Consider the following 21,942-nt stretch of genomic DNA (forward strand, 5'->3'; position numbering starts at 1 on the left):
TTCGAATTGGTGGCACGGCATTGCGACCGTTATCCAGACAATATTTATCTTTTAATTCTTCAATTATGAATGAAAAGTCGACTAGTTCTTTAATTTGGCGAAGCATATTATCTTTTGGAACAATGAGATCATAAATTCCTATATATGGGCTAAGATTGAATGAATCTTGAAAGGAAATCATTTCGGTACCACCTTTAAAGTCTTGTTACCTTAATTATAAAATAAAAAGCAGTTGAAGGGTTGATAAAATCAACCTTCAACTGCCTCAAAACAAAGGACTTTTTCAGTGCCCTCCACGCAGTGGCGAGGAGGCTCGGCGGTCGCCCGCGGAAAGCGAAGTGCCTGGAGTGCAAATCAACTTTATTAAAAACATAAAAAACTACAGCTAAAAGCGCTGTAGTTTACTGTTTAACAACCATATAGCCAATATAATACGAAAGAATTAACAAACTGCCAATCACCAATACAACTGAATAATCAGTCACCTGCATCCACCCCTTTTTATAAAAACACTTAAACATTTTTAAGTTACCATAGTATTAGGGTTTCGCATGTGATAAAAATAACAGGCAGCTCGAAAATTTTTGAACATTTTTTGAATGTTTTTAACCTGCCAAATTCGTATTCCCTTTTTGCAACTGATACATTTGATAATATTTCCCTTTTAACAACATCAAGTCGTCATGTGTGCCGCGTTCAACTATTTCTCCTCTATCTAAAACAAGGATTTGATCCGCATTACGAATAGTCGACAATCTATGTGCAATGATGAAGGTTGTTCTGCCATTTTTCAGGACATCCATTGCTTCTTGTATGAGGGCCTCTGTTTCTGTATCAATGCTCGAAGTCGCCTCGTCTAATATTAATATGGCTGGATTAAAAGCAAGAGCTCTAGCAAATGAAATAATCTGCCGCTGTCCGCTCGATAAGGTGCTGCCCTTTTCAATGACAGGCTCATCATAGCCATCTTCTAAGTTATGAAATACCTTGTCTGCCCCAACATCCTTTAAGGCTTTTTCTACTATTTCCCTTGTAATAGAAGAATCATTTAGGCTCACATTTGAAGCGATGGTTCCCGTAAATAAATATGGATCCTGTAAAACAATCCCCATATGATCCCGAATCGTTTGTCGGGAAATACTTTCAATGTCAATTCCATCAATCTTAATTTTTCCTTTTTGAGTATCATAAAAGCGGAATAACAAGTTCATAATGGAGCTTTTTCCAGACCCGGTGTGTCCTACAAGTGCGATTGTTTCCCCTGGGCTGGCCTCAAAATCAATATTTTTCAGGACATATTCTCCTTCATTATATCCAAAAGAAACGTTATCAAATTTAACATTTCCCTTAAATCGTGCTATACGTTCGTTACTTACATTCTCTCCCATTTCATCTAATAGATTAAATACTCTTTCCCCAGCAACACGTGCCTGCTCTAAATTTGCAAGCTGATTGACAATTCCTTGAACCGGGTGGAAAAGCCTATTAATGTAATCAACAAATGCATATAATACGCCAAGCGAAATCATTGAAGATAAATTTAATGACTGTGCCCCGAAATACCAAATAAAGGCGACGAAAACAATGTTCCTTAGAACCCCTACTAAATTATGAGATGTCAACGCATTTAAGTTAAGTAATTTATTTTGATACTTAAAATGGTCTGTGTTAAGTTTCTCAAAATCTTCCTTTGTCTCCTTTTCCCTTCCAAAGGCTTGAATAATACTCATACCTCCGATTGACTCATTAATGGTAGCATTGATATCGCTATTTCGTGAACGAATGACATGATTATACTTGGAAGCGTATTTACGATAAATGACCATCCAAATATAGAGGATTGGCAGTAAAAGTAAACATATTGCAGCAAGTTTTGCATCTAGGATAAACAATGCAACATAGATCCCTGTAATATAAATTACACTAGTAAAGAATGTAGCGAGAACAGTAACATACAATTCTCTTATAGCCTCAGTATCATTTGTAATTCTTGCTACTACCTTACCTGCTGGCAGGTTGTCAAAATAATTGATAGGAAGCTTTTGTATATGACCAAAAACATCCTCTCGCATCTTTTGAATTATTCGGTTGGCTGATTTCTGCAATAAGAATCTTTGACCGTATTGAAATATCGCAGATATGACTAGAAGTACAAAATAAATAATCAGAAGCTGGATAATCCCAGGAATTTCAAGTTGATAAAATTTTTGCAGTTCTCCCCCATTTACCAATTTTGCTTCGTATTCTGACTTCAAATTTCCTCTTTCTATTATTAGCTTACCGTTTTCATACCTTCTGTTTCCATCAAACTCTATATCCCCGTTAACGGATACAAACTTTGCACCAACTTGTAAAATCCGAATAGACTGGCCTTTTTTCTCATCCAAAGAAAAATTCCTTTCTTTTTTATAAAAAGCACCATTGTATTCCACTGCATTTTTGTCATCTTGAGTTTCATGCCAAATTGACTCAATTCCTAAAATATGATGATCAATAATATTCTTAGCAATAAAAGGCCCCGCTAAATCAGTCCCAACAGAGATTGTCAGCATGATCAATGCAGTAATAATGATTTTTTTGTAGTTGAAAGCGTATTGTATTAATCGTCTGCTCGTGGTCATGCTGTCACCTCCTTATCCGTGTTTTTCTCTACCTGCTGACGGAGAAATTGTTCTTTATACCAACCGTCCTGTGCCAGAAGCTGTTCATGCGTTCCTTCTTCGACAATATTTCCTTCATCTATAACGATGATATGATCGGCATGCTCAACAGCCGATAATCTGTGTGTGGAAATGATTGTAGTTTTTTCCTTGCGAACTTTACGGATATTGTCAATGATGATTTTTTCCGTCTTGGCATCGACCGCAGACAGAGAATCATCAAGGATGAGAATCTCTGGATTCTTTATTAAGGCACGTGCTATTGAAATTCTCTGTTTCTGGCCCCCAGATAAAGCAACACCTTTTTCCCCTACCAATGTCTCTAACCCGTCTGGAAGCATTTCTAAATCCTTGCGAAAGGCAGATAAATCAATAGCCACCTCTAAGTCCTTTGAAGTCGCCTCTTTATTGCCAAATAAAATATTTTCTCTAACACTCCTCGAAAAAAGAACATGGTCCTGGGGAACGTACCCAATCCAGCTCCGTATTTGATCAAGCTTCTGCTCTTCAAGTGAGACACCTGAAATAGCTAACTCTCCAGTTCCAAGCGGATATTGTCTTAGTAGCTGTTTGATAAACGTTGTTTTACCACTGCCAGTTTTACCGACAATCCCTAGGGTCTGCCCGTGTAAAAGCTTTACATTAATATTCTTTAAATTATCCACTTTAGATGATGGATAACGAAAATTCAGCTGGCTATACTCCACTTTATCGGGATTCTCCACCTCAATAGGCTGCTTTGGATCTCTTACCTCTGCTGTATATGCAAGTGTTTCATTCACTCTGTCTAACGAAGCATTTCCCCTTTGCATAATATTGATTAATTCACCGATCGCGAACATCGGCCAAATAAGCATACCGAGATAGACATTAAATGAGACGAGATCACCCAGTGTGATGGATTGCTTGAATACTAAAAAGGCTCCATAACCTAGACCAATTAAGTAACTGATCCCAACTAGAATCTTTATCGTCGGATCAAATAATGAGTCAATTTTTGCTACATCAATATTTTTCTTATATACACTTTCTGTCAATTGATGAAATCGCTTCTTGTCTGCTTCCTCCTGGACATATGCACGTATTACTCTAACACCCGCAACTGATTCTAGGACACGATCATTTAACTCACCGAAAGCATCCTGAGCTTCCATGAAGCGAGTATGAATTCTTTTGCCGTAAATCTGCATGATATAGGCCATAATAGGTAATGGAAGTATCGCCGCAATCGTTAGCTTCCAGCTGATTAGAAATCCCATCGTAATAATTAATGTAAGCATCCATACACTCGAGTCAACAAGTGTTAAGATTCCAAAGCCTGCTGTTACGGAAATGGCCTTTAAATCATTTGTCGCACGTGCCATTAAATCTCCCGTCCGATTTCTCTCATAAAAGGTCGGGGACATTTTTAACAAGTGTCCCACAAACCTGGACCTTAGCTTTCTTTCAACAAGAAACGCTCCCCCAAACAGCTGATACATCCAAATGTATGTTATGCCATAAGATAGAACCATGATGACTAGAAGATATAAAAGATAATCAAATATTTTATTGCTACTCATACTGCCGGCATGAATATCATCAATGGCCATTCCTATAATCTTAGGGGGTATTACGTCTAAAATACCTACAAAGATCAAAAGTGTGATTGCAACCATGTATCGCTTCCAATTTTCTCTAAAAAACCAACTTAATTTCTTTAATACTGAAAACATCTGCGAACCTCCTTATTAATGGTTAACTAACCACTTTCCATCTCTTCTTTTTTTAGTTGCATCCTAATATCACTCCTTATTTCCATAACCGTTCATTCCAAAAAATAAATAAAACAAAAAAAGACATACCGCAATAGTGCAGTATGTCTCAGTAAAAAAGGAGACAAAAAAACACACGTTACGAATAAAACATGTAACCTGTGCCACTTAGTCCATTTTTAAACATAAATCAAATAACATTTTATGAATGAGGACAGGTTACCATATGAAAGATTTTTTGAAAAGCTTGTTTGTTTAGTACAATCATTTGGTATCCCTTCCTTTCCTTTATTTTCTACCTTTGTTAGATTATCACCAGTTCAACTGAATGTCAATTCCCACTTTTCAGAATTATTTTAATACGGCAGTCAACCGCTATTCTCCTATAGAATCTTTCTTTCTGTTAAATATTTTACGGACAAAAACCAAGTAGAATAGTGTTGGCATTGGTGCTTGAATCAATCCGACTATGCCCCAAAGCCAATAGTTATGGTTCCTTTTTCTCGCATCTAAAAATAAAAACAGGCTCTGAAGCATCAATATACCAGCAACTAGCAGGATTACGGATAATGAAAATTCCCCATTCATTCGCTATTCACCTTCTTGCCAAGCCTTGTTCCTGTATACAAAACAATAAACAGAGTGGTGAATACTTGTAAGAAAATAAAAATAATAGGCATTTGATAAAGTGATACAACAATTCCCGTTAAGATACATATAGCAATCATAATAAAGATGGATAAGTCCTTTAGCAACTTTTTTCTTATCTTCTGCTTTTCAGCAAGTACCATATGTTCAAACCATTGCAGGTCAGGAGTATAGAGTGGAAAGGAATCAACTTTGTTTAACCCCTCTTGTAGTTCGTGAATAGCATCCAAGTCTAGTTTATTTTGTTGTTCTTGACCGAGTCTGATGACTTTCTGTTTCTTCACCTAGTTTCAGCTCCCTTCTTACTGCCACTATCCCATTATGGACTCTAGATTTAACTGTTCCTGGTGAAATTTTCATCCATTCACCAATTTCATCGTATGAGTATCCATAATAATGCTTTAATACAATCGGAACGCGAACATCTTCAGGTAATCTCCCTAATGCCTCAATGGCATCATTCCATTCTTCATTCCTGCTTTCAAAATGCCACTTTAACTTCCTATATGTTTCTTCTTGACCTATCCAGTTTTTTTCTCGCTTTTGCTTTCTACATTGGTCAATGTATGTATTAGTAGCAATTGATATAAGCCAAGTTGAAAACTTACTTTTACCATTATAGAGGTTGATTTTTTGGACGCATTTTGCCATTGTTTCTTGGGCCAATTCTTCGGCCGTATCTGGATTCATTGTAATTTTCATTAAGTATTTTACAAGGAACGGATAATTCTCCTTAAACAACATGGCAAATGCAAGATGATCGCCCTCTTTAGCATTCTTAATCAATGCTTCCATCCGTCTTGCCTCTCTTTCCCCCAATAACCTCTTTTGTTTTCTCTCTGTATATAAAACGTGTCAAAAGTTAATTCGTTCACTTATAACAATATTTTTTAAGAAATTGTATCTTATACTAAAAAAAGACGGTTCCTACTGAACACGCCTAATTACTTCGATAGTTCTTTAAATCGAGCTTTCGTTAGTTTTTCATCAAAACTGCTAAAAATACGATAACGCTTATCGTCTAGTATTCGAAAATGCTTGCTTATGATATTCTGCTGTAAAACATATCCATTTTTCTTCGATACTTCTTTCCACCATATTCGACCACCAAGGGTTTTCATTTTCCGGTAATCAATTCCCTCTCTAGCTACGGTTTCTAACACTTCAAGCGGTTCGTTTCCAAACAAAAATTGAACCGTTTCCGTTTCTCTAAATAGAGCACAAACGGTAACCACCGTTGACCATCCTGCCTGAACTCTCCCTTTCTCAATTTGGACAAGGGTTTTCTTTGATACACCAATAATTTCCGCCATTTTATCCTGTGTATAACCAGCCTCTGTACGAATCAAACGTAATTTATCGGAAACTATTTTTATTATCTCTGTTCTGTTCACCATTAAACCCCTACCTTTGTAACCATCTAGTGTAATTTTACACAACTTATCCTTTTTTTAAAAGATAAAACTGCTGTTTATTATTCAGCAGTTTTTCACGATTATTTATTTTGAACACCACATTGGGTAGAGCAGGTTTTTTCTAAGTCACAGGCAGCACATTTTCCTTTTTTTGAACGATTAATAAATTTTACTAATGCCCAAGTCGCATAACCAAAAATAGCTGCACCAATGAGAATACTTGCTATCATAGGTTCCATCCTCCTCTATTACACTAGTCCAAATAACTTTCCGCCCTGGTAAATAACTAAACATAATACATATGCAATTGCTAGTGCATACAATAATGAAAATGCTGTCCACTTTCTTGAGCCTGTTTCTTTATAGATTGTGGCTGCAGTTGCCAGACAAGGAATATACAATAAGATAAATACCATAAAGCTATACGCAGCAAGCGGTGAGTAGTATCCTGCTAGGATGCCTTGAAGGCTTGCTTCGTCTGGAACAAAGTAAATAATATTCATTGTCGAAATAACTGCTTCTTTAGCTAAGAAGCCAGTAATGAGGGATGCAGAAGCCTGCCATGTACCAAATCCGATGGGCTCAAACATAGGAGCAATAAAGCCGCCGATTGCTGCTAAGAAGCTGTCGTCCATTGCTACCTCTAGTCCTCCTGGACCCGAATATGATAGCAGCCATATGAAAACCGACCCTGCAAAGATAAACGTACCTGCTTTTCTAACAAATCCTTTTCCCTTATCCCAAGTACTTCTCCACAATGATTGAATTTGTGGGAGACGATATGGAGGCAGTTCAATAACAAATAACGATGTCTCAGATTTCAAAAGGGTTGCAGTGAAAATTTTTGCTAAAATTAATGCAACAATCATTCCTAATACATACAAACTGAGAACAATAAAAGCTTTATGACCAACAAAAAAGGCTCCTACAAATAATGCATATACTGGTAAACGAGCTGAGCAAGACATTAAAGGAGTTAACAGGATGGTTAATAGTCTTTCTCGTGGAGTTTCAATGGTTCTTGCTGCCATAATACCTGGAACGTTGCAGCCAAACCCAATCATCATCGGGATAAAAGCTTTCCCATTTAGACCTACTGCTTCCATAATCCGGTCCATTACAAGCGCAACACGAGCCATGTATCCTGAATCCTCAAGTAATGAAATAAAAAAGAATAAGATAAAGATTTGCGGGACAAAAACAAGTACTCCTCCAACACCTGTTACTAAACCTTCAATGACCAATGCGTGAATGAAGTCCGACGCATTTACTGTATTTAAAATAGACTCAAATACTACTGTAATAGGGCCTGTGATAAAGCTGTCTAAGGCATCCGTTAGAGGTGAACCAAGCCAGTCAAAAGTAAGCATAAACATTAAATACATGAACAGCAGGAAAATCGGCATACCTAAATAGCGGTTGGTTACAATCGTATCAATTCTTTCTGATAACGGTACAGCTTTAGTCTCTTTATGGACAGCATTTTCAATAATTAGCTCAATTACTTCTTTTCTCTTTGAGTAAATATAATTAGCTAGCGATTTGAAATGATTATTTGCCAGTTTCAGCTTTTCTTCTAACTCTTTAGTTAAGGACTCAAGTTTTTCAGCTTCAATTATTTCTTGGAGGTGTTGTTTAACATATTGATTTCCTTCAAACCACTGGAGAGCGAGCCATCTGGGTAAATGATCTGTTTTTCCAGCCAGCATGTCTGTTAACTTGGTAATAGCCTCTTCCACTTCCTTGCCATAATAAACAAGTCGTTTCAGGTTTTGTTGGTTAGACTGGTCGGAAATAACTTCTACTAACACATCACATCCCTTGCCGCTCCTAGCTACAACAGGTATAACTGGAACTCCCAGGGACTTTGCAAGTTTTTCTACATCGATCTGAATTCCACGCATTTTAGCCACATCAACCATGTTCAAACCAATGAGAGAGTGTTTACCATATTCAAGCAATTGCAGCGTTAGATGCAAATTCCGCTCCAATTGGGACGCATCAATAATATTTAGTAATCTGTCTACTTTCTCCTCCAAGAAATATGAGGTAACAACCCCTTCATCCTTAGATAACGGATTTAGTGAATAAACACCTGGCAAATCAATTAATCTGCCAATATTATTCTTAAAGACTCCAACTTTTTTTTCTACCGTTACACCGCTCCAATTTCCAACATATTCATAAGATCCTGTTAAATTATTAAATAAAGATGTCTTTCCGGTGTTTGGATTTCCAATAAGAGCGATTTCCATTAAGCGAGCTCCACTTCTATTAGACGTGCTTCTTTCCGGCGAAGCCCGACACACTGTCCGCAAGATTCAATCATTACTGGACCGCCAAACGGCATCACGCATTTAACACAGACCTCGGAACCTTCCGTAATACCTAAATCAAGCAAACGTCTTTGGACAAGGCTGCCCACATTAGATATGTTTACTATTTTACCTCTTTGACCTGTTCTAATTTTTCCGAACATATCTTTCACCCTTCATTTATATAATTGAGAATGATTATCTTTCTTATATTGCCATTTTAGCATTATGATGGGTGAAATACTGTGACGAAAATCCGAAATATATGTATATAAGAAGAAACAAAAAAAGAAGGGGATTTTCCCCTTCCTAAGCTATTTAAATCATTTTTTTGGGTACTGCACTAATAACTAGAATAACAAGAATGGCACTAATCACAAAGCTTGGGAGCATATAGGTGCCATTGTAGAGCAGCGAGTAAATTGCTACTGGCTGACCTTCCGGAGCATACTCTCCAAAAAACAAGATACCGGCGATGACATGACAAGCATATCTTAACAGACTGCCCAGAAATACTCCAAGCACAGTGTAAGTCATCCATTTACTCTTTTCTCCAGCAGCTATCGCAGATTTTACTTTAGCAGCAAAAACACCTGCAAGTCCCACAACTGTAAAGGCTAGTCCATAATCAATAAACCCTTGAACAATCGTATAAATTTGCGAAAATCCCAAAATAAACTGAAGTAATCCTAGTAAAAACCCCGTTAACATACCACCTTTTATTCCCCAGCGATAAGCCATAAGGAAAACCGGGATCATTGCAATTGAAACCGAACCTCCTTGAGGCCATATTTTCAATGATACAAGTCCAGAGATAAAATCAAATAAAAATGCTAATGCTGAAAAAATGGCTACTTCAACTAAAAATAATGTGTTACTTTGTTTCCCTTTCACTAACCGTTCCCCCTTTTTGTTTTTATGGTGGAGAACGTTCGATTCTGTCTTCCTACTATATAATATGGTCTAAAAAAAAAGCAATGCAGGACGAATAGGATTGTCTGCATTGCTTTCATATCAGCAACCACATCCCTACGCTAGTGTTAACTAACAGGTTCATAGGGTTAGAACTCAAACGTTCACTCTCAGCCACAATCTGCAGCTCCCCTTGTGGAAATATTCAATTGATTCATAATGAATATACTATTGTTTTACTGCTTTGACAAGATTTAATTCAAGGGACCTAAGATATTGAGTTATATTTGGAAATTTCAGTTTATTGTATTCATACAAACGAGCCTTTTTTCATAAAATATTTGTATCTACTAATATACTAACCAGAACGTTTGACTGTACAGTTTAATTTTTATATAATTATTCTTAATTTATATTATTGAGGTGGTAAAATGGGGCTGAGTATCGTATTGGCGAATTAGCGGAAATCGCAATGGTCTCTAAACGTACGATTGATTACTATACATCGATCGGGTTGCTGAGTGCAGAACGCTCTAAATCAAACTACCGCATTTATTCGGAAGAGTCCATAAGCGATTTAAAATTTATCGAAGAGTGTAAAACATTACACTATCCATTAGAAGAGATTAAAAGAAAAATAGCTATGAAAAAGGATAAACAAATTCGAGAATCAGAAGTGGAGAAACATGTAAGTACTGTCACACAGCAAATGAAACAGCTTCAAAGTGACCTATTTGACTTAATCCCTATTATTGATAACTTGGATGAACAGCAAAAGGTTAAGTTTACAAAAAATCTAACAACACTGAGGTCAGTATTAAAAACTTCTCTTCTGAATGTAACGAGTTAATTTTTGAAATCACTAGGAGGTGACTCCTTAACTCGTACTTAACGAGCTAAGGGAACTTATTTGGACATATTTAACTTGGTTTTAATAGCCATTTTAATTGCTTTAACTGCTTTTTTTGTAACTTCAGAGTTTGCTATTGTAAAAATACGAAGTTCAAGAATTGACCAGTTAATCGAGGAAGGAAATTCGAGTGCTATTTCAGCTAAAAAAGTAATTTCAAACTTGGATGAATATCTTTCAGCCTGTCAGTTAGGAATTACTATTACTGCCCTTGCTTTAGGTTGGATTGGGGAATCTACAATAGAGCACTTGCTTGCTCCATTCTTCAGTGGATGGGATATCCCCGAAAGTGCTTCACGCATATTATCAATTGGGATTGCGTTTGCGACGATTACCTTTCTACACGTTGTCGTAGGAGAACTGGCCCCTAAATCACTGGCTATTCAGAAGGCAGAATTAATTACTCTAATCATGTCACGTCCACTAATCCTCTTTTATAAAATCATGTATCCTTTTATATGGTTATTAAATGGCTCAGCACGGATTGTGGTTAGACTCTTTGGACTTAAGCCTGTTTCTGAAAGCGATATGGCCCATACAGAGGAAGAGCTTCGAATTATCCTATCTGAAAGCTATAAAAGTGGTGAAATTAACCAATCTGAGTTTAAGTATGTAAATAAAATATTTGAGTTTGATAACCGGATTGCAAAGGAAATAATGGTCCCTAGAACAGAGATTGTTTCCTTATCTAAGGAAGATACCTTAGAAACCTTGCTTCATGTAATCCGCGAAGAAAAGTTCACACGATACCCTATAATAGATGGTGATAAAGACCATATTATTGGACTTGTCAATATTAAGGAAATGGTTACCGATTTAATCGGTAATGAAAAATTAACTTCACAAACTCTAGAAGAATACACCCGCCCGATTATTAGAGTAATAGAAACAATTCCGATCCACGACCTGCTTGTTAAAATGCAAAAAGACAGGATGCATATGGCGATCCTTATGGATGAGTATGGCGGTACTTCGGGACTTGTGACGGTTGAGGATATCTTAGAAGAAATTGTTGGAGAAATTCGCGACGAAACAGATATGGATGAAATTCCAATGGTCCGTAAGGTAACGGAAGATCATTTTATCATTGATTCAAAGGTTTTAGTGAGCGAAGTAAACGATTTGTTAGGCGTTGATATTGACGATGACGATATTGATACAATCGGCGGTTGGATTTTAACTGAAAACTATGAAGCAAAAATGGGCGATGTGATCCTTCATGACGGATATAGTTTTAAGATCCTTGACATGGAAGAACACCATATTAGATATATTGAAGTAAATAAGATTATTTCTGAAGAGCAGCAAAAAACTTCAAAAATGTTATTGCCTAATTCGGAAGTGCTTTCCTAAAAACAAATATCAATAAAAAAGATCAGATACCTAAATATCTGGTCTTTTTATGTACTTCCTATAGCTCTTTGTTCTTTAGAATAATAATTTCTTCTTCAGCCTTTGCTAATTTAACTAAGTGTGAATCCAGCCGGCGATTGATATATTGAAAATCTTGTTGAGAAGCTTGTTTTTTACCCATTTCCTTTATAACATTACTCTGTACTTCTTCAATCCGCTGTAATGAATCTTTTATGTCGGATAAGTCAATCTGGTTAACCTCAACGCGGTGTTCAATACTGTCCATTTGTTCAAGTCTAGATAATCTTTTTTCAATAGCCTCTAATGTCTTTCCAAATGTGTGAATAATAGATTTTATGTCATTTACTGTCTCCGTTAACTCCTGTAGTTTTTGCTCCATAATTAATTGCTCCCTTATTGAAATTAACCTAATTTTATCACCTTTTAAAACATATGTATGTTACAAAACAAAGAACAGTTGTCACAAAGTGCTTATAAAAATCAAAGTATTTATGAACATTTTATTAACTGATATGTTTCAAACTTATGTAAGTGAATATTGTCACATTCAATAGCAACAAAAAGTTTTATCCTAATAATATAGGAACTGAATACTCATTTCTTTCCTTAGCTTTTGTGGGTGTTGTCATGTTAGGATCATTACGATTAAGAAAAGGTCGGTGTAAATATGTTAATATCAATTGATGAAAGAGCGACCCACTGGTTCAACAAGGAATATGGGTTTAACAAGCCATTTGCACTTCGGATGTTTCCACAGTATGCTGGCTTTGGGGAAAAGAACAAAGGATTTACTTTAGCTTTCTCAGCAGAAACTCCAACAAATGCAGGATATGTGAAAGAGATGAACGGTATTACCTTTTACGTTGAAGGCAATGATGAATGGTTTTTTAAAGAAACGGAAACCTATTTAACCGCTAATGCACTATTAGATGAAATTCAAATAACCTTTAAAGAACATGTTCCAGTAAATTAAATAGAATTTTTTTCGAAGGTAGCCCCGACGGCTGCCTTTTAATATTGATACTATTTTAAACTAATTTATTGGTACAACCTTTCTTAAGTTATTTTCAGATTCAACTTAGTTTAACTTTAGTATTCAGAGAATTGCCAATAAAATGTGAACTATGTTGCAATAATAAATTTTTAAGTCTATAATGAAAGCGCATACAACAGCACGTATGATAAAACACCTTGATTTTCCCCACACAATCCGTCTAATTACAGGCAAAGCAAATTCTTCAGGATGCAAAGGAAGATGAGTTCCGTTCCCGCTCATTTGTGCATAAAGAACATATAAAGGGGGCGTAATAAGATGAATCACAAGTTTACAAAATACCATGGAAGAGTGACAGAAAATCTCGAACTTGGATTCGAGGAAACCTTTATTTGTGTCCATTATACAAAGGGGACTACTGAGAAAAACGCTTGTATTTTAAAAAATGAAAATAAATCTCAAGAAGAGTACTTAGAGATATTTTTTAAAGAAAACAACGTATCAGATGAAATGAAAAAAGATGTGAAGAAATTCCTTGAGAATAGTAAGAACTTTAATGGCGATCATTGGAATGAATTTTCCTCCTTCTTAATGAAAGCCCTTTCGTTTCACATGGTATTTGGTTTAACTATTGCTCTTACAGTTTTTGGTTGTTATAAACTTGGGGCATATATTGATAATGTATATAATTTATACCCTTGGTTTACATTAATACTAACATTAGTCGGGATAGGTCTTGGAGGTCTTACAGGCTATTCAATGGTTCAGAAATATTTTAAAAAGCCAAATGAGCGGCAGCAAAAAACACAACAGGAGAGTCAAATTGAAGTGAAAGAATACCCAATTATTGATGTAACTTTAGATCAAGTTAGGAAAGCTGTCAGGCAGTTTTCAGATAGTCTTCCAAAAGGAGTTTATCGGACCATTATCGTTCAAGATGACAATAGTATCGATTTTAACCAACTTTCTTCCATTTTGGGCGGTATACCCTCGAAAAAGTATTATATGTCAAAGGAAACATATGATCTTTTTGAAGACAAGGATAAAAAAATTGCGGTTGAAATGGACTTAGTACAAAAAGCAGTCGATTTGTATGTTAAGGAACGAAAAGAGTTTCCTATGCTCAGATTTGACCCTGAAAGACGCGTGAACTATTATCAGTTAATCCAAAATTATTATCTTAAATCGACACCGGAAACACAGTTTTATATTACAGATCTAGATGGTCTGGTCAGTCATATCAAGCCCGAGAAAAGAAAAATGGAAAACACCTCTCAATAGAGCAGATAATAAAAAAGATATATTATTAGTTACCATTAAGACTTCTTATTATTTTTTTAAATGAGAAGTTTTTTTTTGCTTTTCATTCAGCTATATTGAGATAATAGCAATAAATAAAGTTTAATAAAGATGAGGGATTACAAAGATGTCAAAACGAAAGCAAAAATCGCAGCATTTAGCGACGATTTCTTTAGCAATCATGGGTGTAGGATTTATCGCAACCTTCCCATTTCAGGATACACTTTGGGGAAAGTTTTTACAGGGGGGATTTGAAGCAGGTTTAGTTGGAGGATTGGCTGACTGGTTTGCGGTGACGGCTCTATTTCGTCATCCATTAGGTATCCCAATCCCGCATACTGCTTTACTGCCGAAGAATCGCGACAGAATTTCCGGGGCTATTATCTCTATGCTTGAGAATGATTGGTTAACAAAGGAGAGTATGAGAAACAAAATTGCCTCTATCCCTTTTACGGAGAGAATTTTTGAAATAGCCGGAAAAGAAATAAATAACCCATCAATTAGAAATACGATCGTTAATCTCCTCCAACATTTAATTCGTTCTTTTGATAGCAGCAAGGTTGCTCCTTTGATTGAGAAAGAACTTAAGGCACAAATGATTGGAATGGATATTGGCAAGTATCTGCCGATTGCCGTTGATCAGATACCAATGAGAAAATACGATGAAAAGGCACTAGACTTTATATTGAAGGAAATTGAAGAGTGGTCACGTAAGGAGAGTACGAAAGACAGGCTTGGCCGGATGGCGATCGATTCTCTAGATAATATTAAAGCAGATGGTTTTATGCAATTTGCACTAAAATCCTTTACAAATGTTGTAAACGAAGAAAAGTTAGGTAGCATTATTCAAAGCCTAATACAAAAGGGTGTAAATAGTTTTCAAGACCCCTTTAATCAAAACAGGCAGACCCTTCTTTTTCACATAAATACCAAGCTTGAAAGCATTAAGACAAATGAAATTCTCCTAGAGGAACTTAATAGTTTAAAAAACCAGTTCGTTTCTGACTGGGATGCAAACGATAAAATTGAAGAACTGATAGAAAAGTTAAAACAAAAAGCATTAATCTATATAGATGATCCAGCTTTTTATGAAGGCTATATTGTTCCACAAATGACAAATGGACTTGTTCATTTAAAAAGTGATGATGAAAAGGTTGAACAAATCGATCGTTGGATAAAAAAACAGATTGCCGATTTTGTGGAGAATAATCATTCCAAGCTTGGTAAACTCGTAGAGGAAAACTTGGCTAAGCTAGATGATAAAACACTGATTCATATGCTTGAGACAAATGTTGGAAAAGACCTGCAATGGATTCGTGTTAACGGTGCTGTGTGTGGATTTCTCATTGGGCTCTTCTTAGTAGTCTTAAAGCTTATTTTTTAATTAATCACTGGCTGCCTGTCAAATAGGCAGCCATTTCTTTTAGCAGGCAGTATACCTTTCTTCTCACTGTTAACACTAGTAATACAAAAGTGAAGGGCGTGAGGATATGCGAAAAAAATTATGTTTTTTATCAATGATTATCATCTTCTTGCTTGCTTGTCATACAACAGCACTTGCTCGTAGTAATGCCACCACGATCACACCCGAGCCTATCCGTGGTATTTATGTCAGTGCCGTAAATACTCAAGGAGGACAGTTCCAAAAACTTTTAGCCCTTATAAATAATTCAGAATTAAATGCAATGGTAATTGATATTAAGGATGACCATGGTAATCTCACCTTCATTCCTTCTAAAACCTCACCTTATTATTCAATCAGTCGTCCATATATTGCCCATCCAGCTGATTTAATAAAAATTTTGGAAAATAATAACATCTACCCAATTGCAAGAATTGTTGTTTTTAAGGATAACGTTTTAGCTAATAAAAACCCAGGACTATCATTTATGACTACAAACGGAGTTTGGAAAAACCAGAGAGGCGACTCTTTCACAAATCCCTTTATAAAAGAGGTATGGGACTATAATATAGGTGTGGCAATTGAAGCGGTTAATTTAGGATTTAAGGAGATTCAATTTGATTACGTACGCTTTCCGGAAAAGTTCGAAGGGATTGAAAGTCAGCTAACTTATAAAAAGAATGAGTTTCAAAGCGGTAATGACCGTGAACGGGTAGCTGCTGTTAGCGGATTCGTAAAATATGCCGCAGAAAAACTCAAACCCTATAAAGTAAAGATGTCTGTTGATATTTTTGGAAATGCTACTGTTATTCCGGAGGCTAAAGGAATAGGGCAGAACTTTTCAGAAATTGCTAAGAGTGTCGATGTCATTTCTGCAATGATCTATCCTAGTCATTGGTCTGCTATATTTGGTATTGAAAAACCAGACCTTGAACCCTATCGTTTAGTTGAGGAATATGCCAAGGTTGAAAACAAGCGTTTATGCACTATTCCCAACCCTCCAATATCTCGTCCTTGGCTTCAAGATTTCACGGCAACTTGGTTAGGAAGCGGTAACTATAAGGTATATGGAAAAGAAGAAATTGAAGACCAAATTCGTGCTTTACATTCTCAAGGAATTAATGAATATCTACTATGGAACGCAAGTAACAACTATACACCAAATGTTGATTACTCTCCTGAAATAACAAAAAAACGCTGAAGTTTTTCAGCGTTTTTTTACTTATTTTAATGACTTACTGCTTTTTCAAGTCCGCCTGGTTTATTGTGAACTGCAAGTTTATCAACAAGTTTATTGCTCTCTGAATTTAATCCTTTTAGATTAACTTTGATCCCATTTTGATGGTATTTTATCACAACTTTATCAATCGCGCCAACGGCAGAGTCATCCCACAGGTGGGCATTTGATAAATCAAGATCAATTTCAGTTACATCTTCCTTATAATCAAAACTTTTGACGAACTCAGAAACTGATGCAAAAAACAATTGACCAGAAACATGATAAATCTTCTTGTGAGACCCCTTGGCTGATAGACTTGTTACCTTTACCTTTGAAATCTTAGCAGCAAAGAAGATCGCACTTAAAACAATTCCTGCTAAAACTCCTTTAGATAAATCGTGAGTTTGTATAACGGTGAAAACTGTCACAACCATAACGATTGTATCTGTCAATGGAACTCTTCTAAGAGTCTTTAGAGATGCCCAATCAAATGTTCCAATTGAAACCATAAACATAACAGCTACTAAAGCTGCTAATGGAATTTGGATAAGGAATCCTTTTAATACCACGATTAAGGTCAACAAGAAGGCTCCAGCAACAAAAGCTGATAATCGCCCTCTACCGCCTGATTTAACATTTATTACAGACTGACCAATCATCGCACAACCAGCCATTCCGCCAAAGAAACCTGAGACGATGTTGGCAACACCTTGACCACGTGCTTCTTTATTTTTATCACTTTCTGTATCTGTCATGTCATCGACAATTTGAGCTGTTAATAATGATTCCACTAATCCAACTACTGCAATTGATAATGCATATGGAAATATTATCTGCAAGGTCTCTAGATTTAGTGGTATATCAGGAATTAAAAAGATTGGTAATTTAGAAGATAGTTCCCCCATATCGCCAACCGTGCCTACACTGCTTCCTGTAAACATTGCAAAGACCGTAATGGCAACAATCGCAACTAAGGGTGATGGAACAACCTTGGTAAACCGCGGGAGGATATAAATAATACCAAGTCCAGCAGCCACCATTGCATACATTTGCCATGACTCACCTGCAAAATGCGGAAACTGGGCTGCAAAAATCATTATAGCTAAAGCATTAACAAAACCTGTCATCACAGACCGGGGTACAAACTTCATTAGGCGGCCAAGTTTGAAAGCCCCCATAACAATTTGAATTACACCGGTTAAGATAGTAGCCGCTAATAAATATTGTAAACCATGCTCTTTTACTAAGGTAACCATTACTAAAGCAGTGGCAGCAGTTGCTGCCGAAATCATCCCAGGTCTGCCCCCGACAAAAGCAATTGTTACAGCAATACAGAACGACGCATATAGACCCACCATCGGGTCAACCCCTGCAATAATTGAAAATGCAATTGCTTCTGGGATTAATGCCAAGGCAACCACAATCCCCGCTAACACATCGCCCTTAATATTTCCAAACCATTCAGTTTTTAATGTAGATAAATTCATTCAGCACCTCTTTCTATGTTCATTATTTTTTATTGACTTTCAACTCTCATGAAAGTCGGGTCCGTTGTTAACAAAACACATTATAAAGGATTGTGACAGCTTTGTGAAATGTGGTGTAAGCGTAGACAAAAGTATTATGCTACCATTATCTCTTTTTACCTTTGAAATTCAGTACAACCTATATAACCGCAAAAAAATTGACTGCTGGTATTTTCCAGCAGTCACAGATTTTATAAATATTTACGATGTACACCCTTCCCGTCATAGGAAAACAACATTCTCCTGTCTTCAATTACCGTTTCAATATGAGCAGGTCTGCCCCAAAGTTGATGTATATACGGCAATACTTTTTCTAGGTACTTAATATCTAATTCAATTCCTTCATACCAATGCTTGAGATAGAGCTCACCATTTCTCATATAATCTCCATCGGTAACAGTAATATACGGGAAGCCCCCGTTCACCCTCATATTGACCAGCTGGTCGCGGACTTCTTCCCATTGTTTATCAACAATTTTATAATCTCTTCCTTGTTTCTGAAAAAGATACATATCCTCTCTCATAACAAGATCTTTATTTAAATAGTTGCGAAGAAATGATATATCAGATTCAACTTCACGAACCTCAAACATTTTTTCACGCCCCGACCCCGGTTGAACTCCTCGTCGAATCATCTCATCGGTTGGATTATTATACCTTTCTTCAATGTCCTCAAATATTTTAATACCAAGATAATATGGATTAATACCTGTTTTGGATGGCTGAACAACTCCTGCATTGAGTTTGGCGAATTCTATCGCATCTCCACTCGTCAAGTCCATTTCTCTTATGATCCGTTGATGCCAATAGGATGCCCAGCCTTCGTTCATGATTTTGGTTTCTAGCTGCGGCCAGAAATAAAGCATCTCCTCCCGCATCATGGTCAAAATATCTCTCTGCCAATCCTCAAGTTCTCGACTATATGTTTCAATAAACAGTAATAGATCTTTTTCTGGGTTCGGTGGGAACTTCTTTCTTTTCGGTGTACTATTTTCTGTTTTCTTTTCCTTATCATCAAGTTTCCATAAATCATCATAAGGTGTAGTAGCTTGGTGTATTTCTTCCTCTTCATCATCCTCTAATGACCATGCCAGTTTCGGTCTCATCAGAGATGGGTCAATATGCTCATCAATGGCTAAGACAGCATCTAAAAAGGTTTCTACCTCTTTTTTTCCATACCTTATTTCATACTGATGAATTCTTTCCGCAGTTGCGGCCATACTTTCAACCATATCCCTCTTCGTATTTTGAAAACGAATATTGTTTTTAAAGAAATCGCAATGTGCAAGGACGTGGGCTACAATTAGCTTATTTTGAATTAACGTATTTGAGTCTAATAAGAATGCATAACATGGATTGGAGTTAATGACTAATTCATAAATTTTGCTAAGACCCAAATCATAGTGAAGCTTCATCTTATGAAATTGCTTTCCAAAACTCCAGTGAGAAAATCGAGTGGGCATCCCGTAAGCTCCAAACGTGTAAATAATTTCCGCTGGGCATACTTCATACCGCATTGGATAAAAATCTAGACCAAAGCCGTTGGCAATCTCAGTTATTTCACTAATCGCATATTCGAGTGCTTTGCGCTCTTCAGCATTCATTGCACATTCCCCCTTTTCCTCTTACCACAATGTATGAAGAAAAAGCAGGATTGATGAAACAAACTCGCCGACTGGCGAGCTTAATACTTATTGCTTTTTTGAATCAACCGTTATAGTAAGAAGTTTGTTGTTAGCAATGTTATGATTTACTTTTATGGTTACTAGGTATTTAATGTTGTTTTCTTGAACTTGAAAGCGGAAAGAATCCTCAACACTTGTCTCATTAACCTTTTTTCTTCCTAAGTATTCATACTCAGTAATTGCGTCTCCCGGGTAATCTTCCTTAACAACAGCCATTGCAATCCGGCCGTACTTTTCATAATCAGGCTTTTGTGCAAAAATGGTATCATTAAAACCTATTAGCACAAACAGTGAAACGATGATGGAAATGATGGTCTTTTTCATAAAGATTCCTCCTTTGATTTTAAGTTATTTTTCCCTTATTCAATCGGATTAATCGATGATTTTTTTTGCTTCCATTGAGAGTTGAAGTCCCACGTACTGGTTTCTTTTCCACTCTGTTTCAAATACCTCTAAAGGCGGGGATGTTTCGCCAACGAGGTAACTGATCTCTATTGTTAATCCCGGGCGGCGATAGGTAGTGATGAACCAATCTGTAAATCCCCCACCAACAGCATTTTTAGCTGGCTTTGCAAGTGGATAACCAGTTAAACTAGATACTTTAGTTGCAATCGATTGATCACGCTTTAAATTTGCACCATTTTTATAGTTCCAATAAATTTCTCTTCCGGCGGTATGATACGCTACTGCAATGGCTGGCTTAATTTTTCTAATAAATTGGGTTAACACCTTAACTTCTTGAGCCTCAAAAGGCCTCTTTCCTCGATAAAACTGATAATATGGACGATTCGGTTCACGATTTAGCTTCTCCCAACCAGCTGGATATTGTCTGTTTAGGTCCACACCTAATGCATTCGCCTTCCAACGTTTGAAATTCCTCTCCCCTTCATTCATTTGAATGAGGCGTTGTTGGTATGATAATGGAAATTGATGAAGATTATTTTGTTGAATGCTCACACCATCTGGATTTAGCATAGGTATAAACCAGATTGACACCTCATTTAAGATATCAGTTTGATACCTGCCAACTTTCCTTTTATCTTGATATGCGTCAGCATATGTCTCCAGCATTTTCATGACAAGCATACTTGTTAACCACTCTCGCCCGTGATGGGTTCCTACTACTACAATGTTCTCTTTACCGTTCCCAAGTTTAACTGCCCAAATATTCCTGCCAAATTCTGTTTCACCAATTTTTTTAATTTTTACGACTGCCTTGTATCTGGCATTTATGGATGAAAGATCGTTCTCTAGTTCTTCATAGGAATATGGTTTTTGGGTTTCAATCACACTTGCATTTGCAGCATTTGCTAATGACAGTGTAACCATTAACAATAAACCAAACCGAATAATCATCCGTCTTCCCTTCCTTTTTAAAACTCAAAATCTTATCCTTTATACAGGTAAATGTTGAAAGTCGCGGTATATATGGGTGTCCAACATTTTCTGTGCAAGTTAAGTGAAAAAAGTCATACAATAATATCAACTCCTAATAAGGAGGAGACAAAACAAATGAATAAAATGGATTACGATCGAGCGTTATATTATACACATCGATCTGAATGGGATAATTTACTGATTTTAATGGTTCGAACAAAGGATCAATTTTTATCAAAAAGAATAGAGCAATTCCTGCACGCCTACCATTTTGAAAGCGATTACTCAGTTATTGAGAAAAAATTATATTCCCTACTACGTTACATCGACCATGCTAACGATACCATCGACCCTGAACATAATGAATTAACCATGTATAGTCTTTCCTGAAATAACAAGTGGATACCTATTTATTGTGAGATGTTTTACCAACCGGACCAAAGAATTCCACC

Annotated in this window: 23 protein-coding genes and 1 riboswitch; of the genes, 7 read left to right on the forward strand and 16 right to left on the reverse strand. The window is 36.5% G+C overall.

Annotated features, from left to right (window positions below; genetic code table 11):
* From BTR25_RS24870 to thiT, 11 genes are all read right to left on the reverse strand, one after another.
* Positions 1-181, reverse strand: a 181-nt coding sequence (locus BTR25_RS24870; protein ID WP_483295224.1) for a transposase, incomplete at its 3' end; no start/stop codon positions are given.
* A gap of 424 nt (positions 182-605) precedes the next feature.
* Complete coding sequence (locus tag BTR25_RS24875) at positions 606-2,621, reverse strand: ABC transporter ATP-binding protein (RefSeq protein WP_075690669.1); 2,016 nt, start codon at positions 2,619-2,621, stop codon at positions 606-608.
* Positions 2,618-4,375, reverse strand: a complete 1,758-nt coding sequence (locus BTR25_RS24880) for an ABC transporter ATP-binding protein (protein WP_075690670.1) — start codon at positions 4,373-4,375, stop codon at positions 2,618-2,620. Before BTR25_RS24880 ends, BTR25_RS24875 begins: the two co-directional genes overlap by 4 nt.
* Positions 4,376-4,789: 414 nt before the next feature.
* Positions 4,790-5,002 carry a sigma-Y antisigma factor component gene (locus BTR25_RS24885; RefSeq protein ID WP_075690671.1) on the reverse strand — a complete coding sequence of 71 codons (213 nt, stop codon included), beginning with the start codon at positions 5,000-5,002 and terminating at the stop codon, positions 4,790-4,792.
* Positions 4,999-5,346, reverse strand: coding sequence for a YxlC family protein (locus BTR25_RS24890; protein WP_075690672.1), 348 nt, complete (start codon positions 5,344-5,346; stop codon positions 4,999-5,001). Before BTR25_RS24890 ends, BTR25_RS24885 begins: the two co-directional genes overlap by 4 nt.
* On the reverse strand, positions 5,300-5,857 hold the full coding sequence (gene sigY / locus BTR25_RS24895) for an RNA polymerase sigma factor SigY (RefSeq protein ID WP_075690673.1): 558 nt from the start codon (positions 5,855-5,857) through the stop codon (positions 5,300-5,302). The genes BTR25_RS24890 and sigY overlap by 47 nt, the downstream gene beginning before the upstream one ends.
* A gap of 149 nt (positions 5,858-6,006) precedes the next feature.
* Positions 6,007-6,456 (reverse strand): helix-turn-helix transcriptional regulator, encoded by a 450-nt coding sequence (locus BTR25_RS24900; RefSeq protein WP_075690696.1) that lies wholly within the window; start codon positions 6,454-6,456, stop codon positions 6,007-6,009.
* 101 nt (positions 6,457-6,557) lie between these two features.
* A complete protein-coding gene (locus BTR25_RS24905) occupies positions 6,558-6,707 on the reverse strand; it encodes a FeoB-associated Cys-rich membrane protein (RefSeq protein WP_075690674.1) in 150 nt (49 codons plus the stop codon).
* 18 nt (positions 6,708-6,725) lie between these two features.
* The gene (feoB, locus tag BTR25_RS24910) at positions 6,726-8,732 is read right to left on the reverse strand and encodes a ferrous iron transport protein B (protein WP_075690675.1); all 2,007 of its coding nucleotides are present in this window, start codon (positions 8,730-8,732) and stop codon (positions 6,726-6,728) included.
* A complete protein-coding gene (locus tag BTR25_RS24915) occupies positions 8,732-8,956 on the reverse strand; it encodes a FeoA family protein (protein WP_075690676.1) in 225 nt (74 codons plus the stop codon). Before BTR25_RS24915 ends, feoB begins: the two co-directional genes overlap by 1 nt.
* Positions 8,957-9,110: 154 nt before the next feature.
* Entirely contained in the window at positions 9,111-9,686 is a 576-nt protein-coding gene (gene thiT / locus BTR25_RS24920; protein ID WP_075690677.1) for an energy-coupled thiamine transporter ThiT, read from the reverse strand.
* Between the two features lie 115 nt (positions 9,687-9,801).
* A riboswitch (TPP riboswitch) is annotated at positions 9,802-9,908 on the reverse strand.
* A gap of 244 nt (positions 9,909-10,152) precedes the next feature.
* Between thiT and BTR25_RS24925 the strand changes: the two genes are divergently transcribed.
* Both BTR25_RS24925 and BTR25_RS24930 read left to right on the forward strand, forming a co-directional pair.
* A complete protein-coding gene (locus BTR25_RS24925) occupies positions 10,153-10,554 on the forward strand; it encodes a MerR family transcriptional regulator (RefSeq protein ID WP_075690678.1) in 402 nt (133 codons plus the stop codon).
* A 60-nt stretch (positions 10,555-10,614) separates the two neighbouring features.
* Positions 10,615-11,967: a hemolysin family protein gene (locus BTR25_RS24930; protein WP_075690679.1), complete on the forward strand. Its 1,353-nt coding sequence runs from the start codon at positions 10,615-10,617 to the stop codon at positions 11,965-11,967.
* Between the two features lie 58 nt (positions 11,968-12,025).
* On the opposite strand, the gene BTR25_RS24935 is transcribed toward BTR25_RS24930, so the two are convergent.
* On the reverse strand, positions 12,026-12,367 hold the full coding sequence (locus BTR25_RS24935) for a hypothetical protein (protein ID WP_075690680.1): 342 nt from the start codon (positions 12,365-12,367) through the stop codon (positions 12,026-12,028).
* Between the two features lie 288 nt (positions 12,368-12,655).
* On the opposite strand from BTR25_RS24935, the gene BTR25_RS24940 reads away from it, so the two are divergent.
* The 4 genes from BTR25_RS24940 to BTR25_RS24955 all read left to right on the forward strand — a co-directional run bounded on the left by BTR25_RS24940 (position 12,656) and on the right by BTR25_RS24955 (position 16,884).
* Positions 12,656-12,961, forward strand: coding sequence for a HesB/YadR/YfhF family protein (locus tag BTR25_RS24940; protein ID WP_075690681.1), 306 nt, complete (start codon positions 12,656-12,658; stop codon positions 12,959-12,961).
* A 339-nt stretch (positions 12,962-13,300) separates the two neighbouring features.
* Positions 13,301-14,263: an AtpZ/AtpI family protein gene (locus BTR25_RS24945; RefSeq protein WP_075690682.1), complete on the forward strand. Its 963-nt coding sequence runs from the start codon at positions 13,301-13,303 to the stop codon at positions 14,261-14,263.
* Between the two features lie 145 nt (positions 14,264-14,408).
* The gene (locus BTR25_RS24950) at positions 14,409-15,665 is read left to right on the forward strand and encodes a DUF445 domain-containing protein (protein WP_075690683.1); all 1,257 of its coding nucleotides are present in this window, start codon (positions 14,409-14,411) and stop codon (positions 15,663-15,665) included.
* Between the two features lie 106 nt (positions 15,666-15,771).
* Positions 15,772-16,884: a putative glycoside hydrolase gene (locus tag BTR25_RS24955; protein ID WP_075690684.1), complete on the forward strand. Its 1,113-nt coding sequence runs from the start codon at positions 15,772-15,774 to the stop codon at positions 16,882-16,884.
* A gap of 26 nt (positions 16,885-16,910) precedes the next feature.
* Here the strand turns inward: BTR25_RS24955 and BTR25_RS24960 are convergent, their stop codons facing one another.
* From BTR25_RS24960 to BTR25_RS24975, 4 genes are all read right to left on the reverse strand, one after another.
* Positions 16,911-18,389, reverse strand: a complete 1,479-nt coding sequence (locus tag BTR25_RS24960; RefSeq protein ID WP_075690685.1) for a SulP family inorganic anion transporter — start codon at positions 18,387-18,389, stop codon at positions 16,911-16,913.
* A gap of 230 nt (positions 18,390-18,619) precedes the next feature.
* On the reverse strand, positions 18,620-20,032 hold the full coding sequence (locus tag BTR25_RS24965) for a SpoVR family protein (RefSeq protein WP_075690686.1): 1,413 nt from the start codon (positions 20,030-20,032) through the stop codon (positions 18,620-18,622).
* 87 nt (positions 20,033-20,119) lie between these two features.
* The gene (locus tag BTR25_RS24970) at positions 20,120-20,437 is read right to left on the reverse strand and encodes a DUF3889 domain-containing protein (protein ID WP_075690687.1); all 318 of its coding nucleotides are present in this window, start codon (positions 20,435-20,437) and stop codon (positions 20,120-20,122) included.
* 48 nt (positions 20,438-20,485) lie between these two features.
* Positions 20,486-21,469, reverse strand: coding sequence for a M14 family zinc carboxypeptidase (locus BTR25_RS24975; protein WP_075690688.1), 984 nt, complete (start codon positions 21,467-21,469; stop codon positions 20,486-20,488).
* A 156-nt stretch (positions 21,470-21,625) separates the two neighbouring features.
* On the opposite strand from BTR25_RS24975, the gene BTR25_RS24980 reads away from it, so the two are divergent.
* The gene (locus BTR25_RS24980; RefSeq protein ID WP_075690689.1) at positions 21,626-21,880 is read left to right on the forward strand and encodes a YhdB family protein; all 255 of its coding nucleotides are present in this window, start codon (positions 21,626-21,628) and stop codon (positions 21,878-21,880) included.
* The last annotated feature ends 62 nt before the right edge of the window (positions 21,881-21,942 follow it).

Origin of the sequence: Bacillus sp. MRMR6, from assembly GCF_001940785.1 — a bacterium.
Lineage (GTDB): Bacteria > Bacillota > Bacilli > Bacillales > Cytobacillaceae > Neobacillus.

Coding starts and splice junctions, on each gene's coding strand:
- BTR25_RS24940 (WP_075690681.1), top strand. CDS start 12,656: ATGTTAATATCAATTGATGAAAGAGCGACCCACTGGTTCAACAAGGAA.
- feoB (WP_075690675.1), bottom strand. CDS start 8,732: ATGGAAATCGCTCTTATTGGAAATCCAAACACCGGAAAGACATCTTTA.
- sigY (WP_075690673.1), bottom strand. CDS start 5,857: ATGGAAGCATTGATTAAGAATGCTAAAGAGGGCGATCATCTTGCATTT.
- BTR25_RS24875 (WP_075690669.1), bottom strand. CDS start 2,621: ATGACCACGAGCAGACGATTAATACAATACGCTTTCAACTACAAAAAA.
- BTR25_RS24965 (WP_075690686.1), bottom strand. CDS start 20,032: ATGAATGCTGAAGAGCGCAAAGCACTCGAATATGCGATTAGTGAAATA.
- BTR25_RS24960 (WP_075690685.1), bottom strand. CDS start 18,389: ATGAATTTATCTACATTAAAAACTGAATGGTTTGGAAATATTAAGGGC.
- BTR25_RS24935 (WP_075690680.1), bottom strand. CDS start 12,367: ATGGAGCAAAAACTACAGGAGTTAACGGAGACAGTAAATGACATAAAA.
- BTR25_RS24945 (WP_075690682.1), top strand. CDS start 13,301: ATGAATCACAAGTTTACAAAATACCATGGAAGAGTGACAGAAAATCTC.
- BTR25_RS24880 (WP_075690670.1), bottom strand. CDS start 4,375: ATGTTTTCAGTATTAAAGAAATTAAGTTGGTTTTTTAGAGAAAATTGG.
- BTR25_RS24975 (WP_075690688.1), bottom strand. CDS start 21,469: ATGATTATTCGGTTTGGTTTATTGTTAATGGTTACACTGTCATTAGCA.
- BTR25_RS24980 (WP_075690689.1), top strand. CDS start 21,626: ATGAATAAAATGGATTACGATCGAGCGTTATATTATACACATCGATCT.
- BTR25_RS24885 (WP_075690671.1), bottom strand. CDS start 5,002: ATGAATGGGGAATTTTCATTATCCGTAATCCTGCTAGTTGCTGGTATA.
- BTR25_RS24950 (WP_075690683.1), top strand. CDS start 14,409: ATGTCAAAACGAAAGCAAAAATCGCAGCATTTAGCGACGATTTCTTTA.
- BTR25_RS24905 (WP_075690674.1), bottom strand. CDS start 6,707: ATGATAGCAAGTATTCTCATTGGTGCAGCTATTTTTGGTTATGCGACT.
- BTR25_RS24915 (WP_075690676.1), bottom strand. CDS start 8,956: ATGTTCGGAAAAATTAGAACAGGTCAAAGAGGTAAAATAGTAAACATA.
- BTR25_RS24955 (WP_075690684.1), top strand. CDS start 15,772: ATGCGAAAAAAATTATGTTTTTTATCAATGATTATCATCTTCTTGCTT.
- BTR25_RS24970 (WP_075690687.1), bottom strand. CDS start 20,437: ATGAAAAAGACCATCATTTCCATCATCGTTTCACTGTTTGTGCTAATA.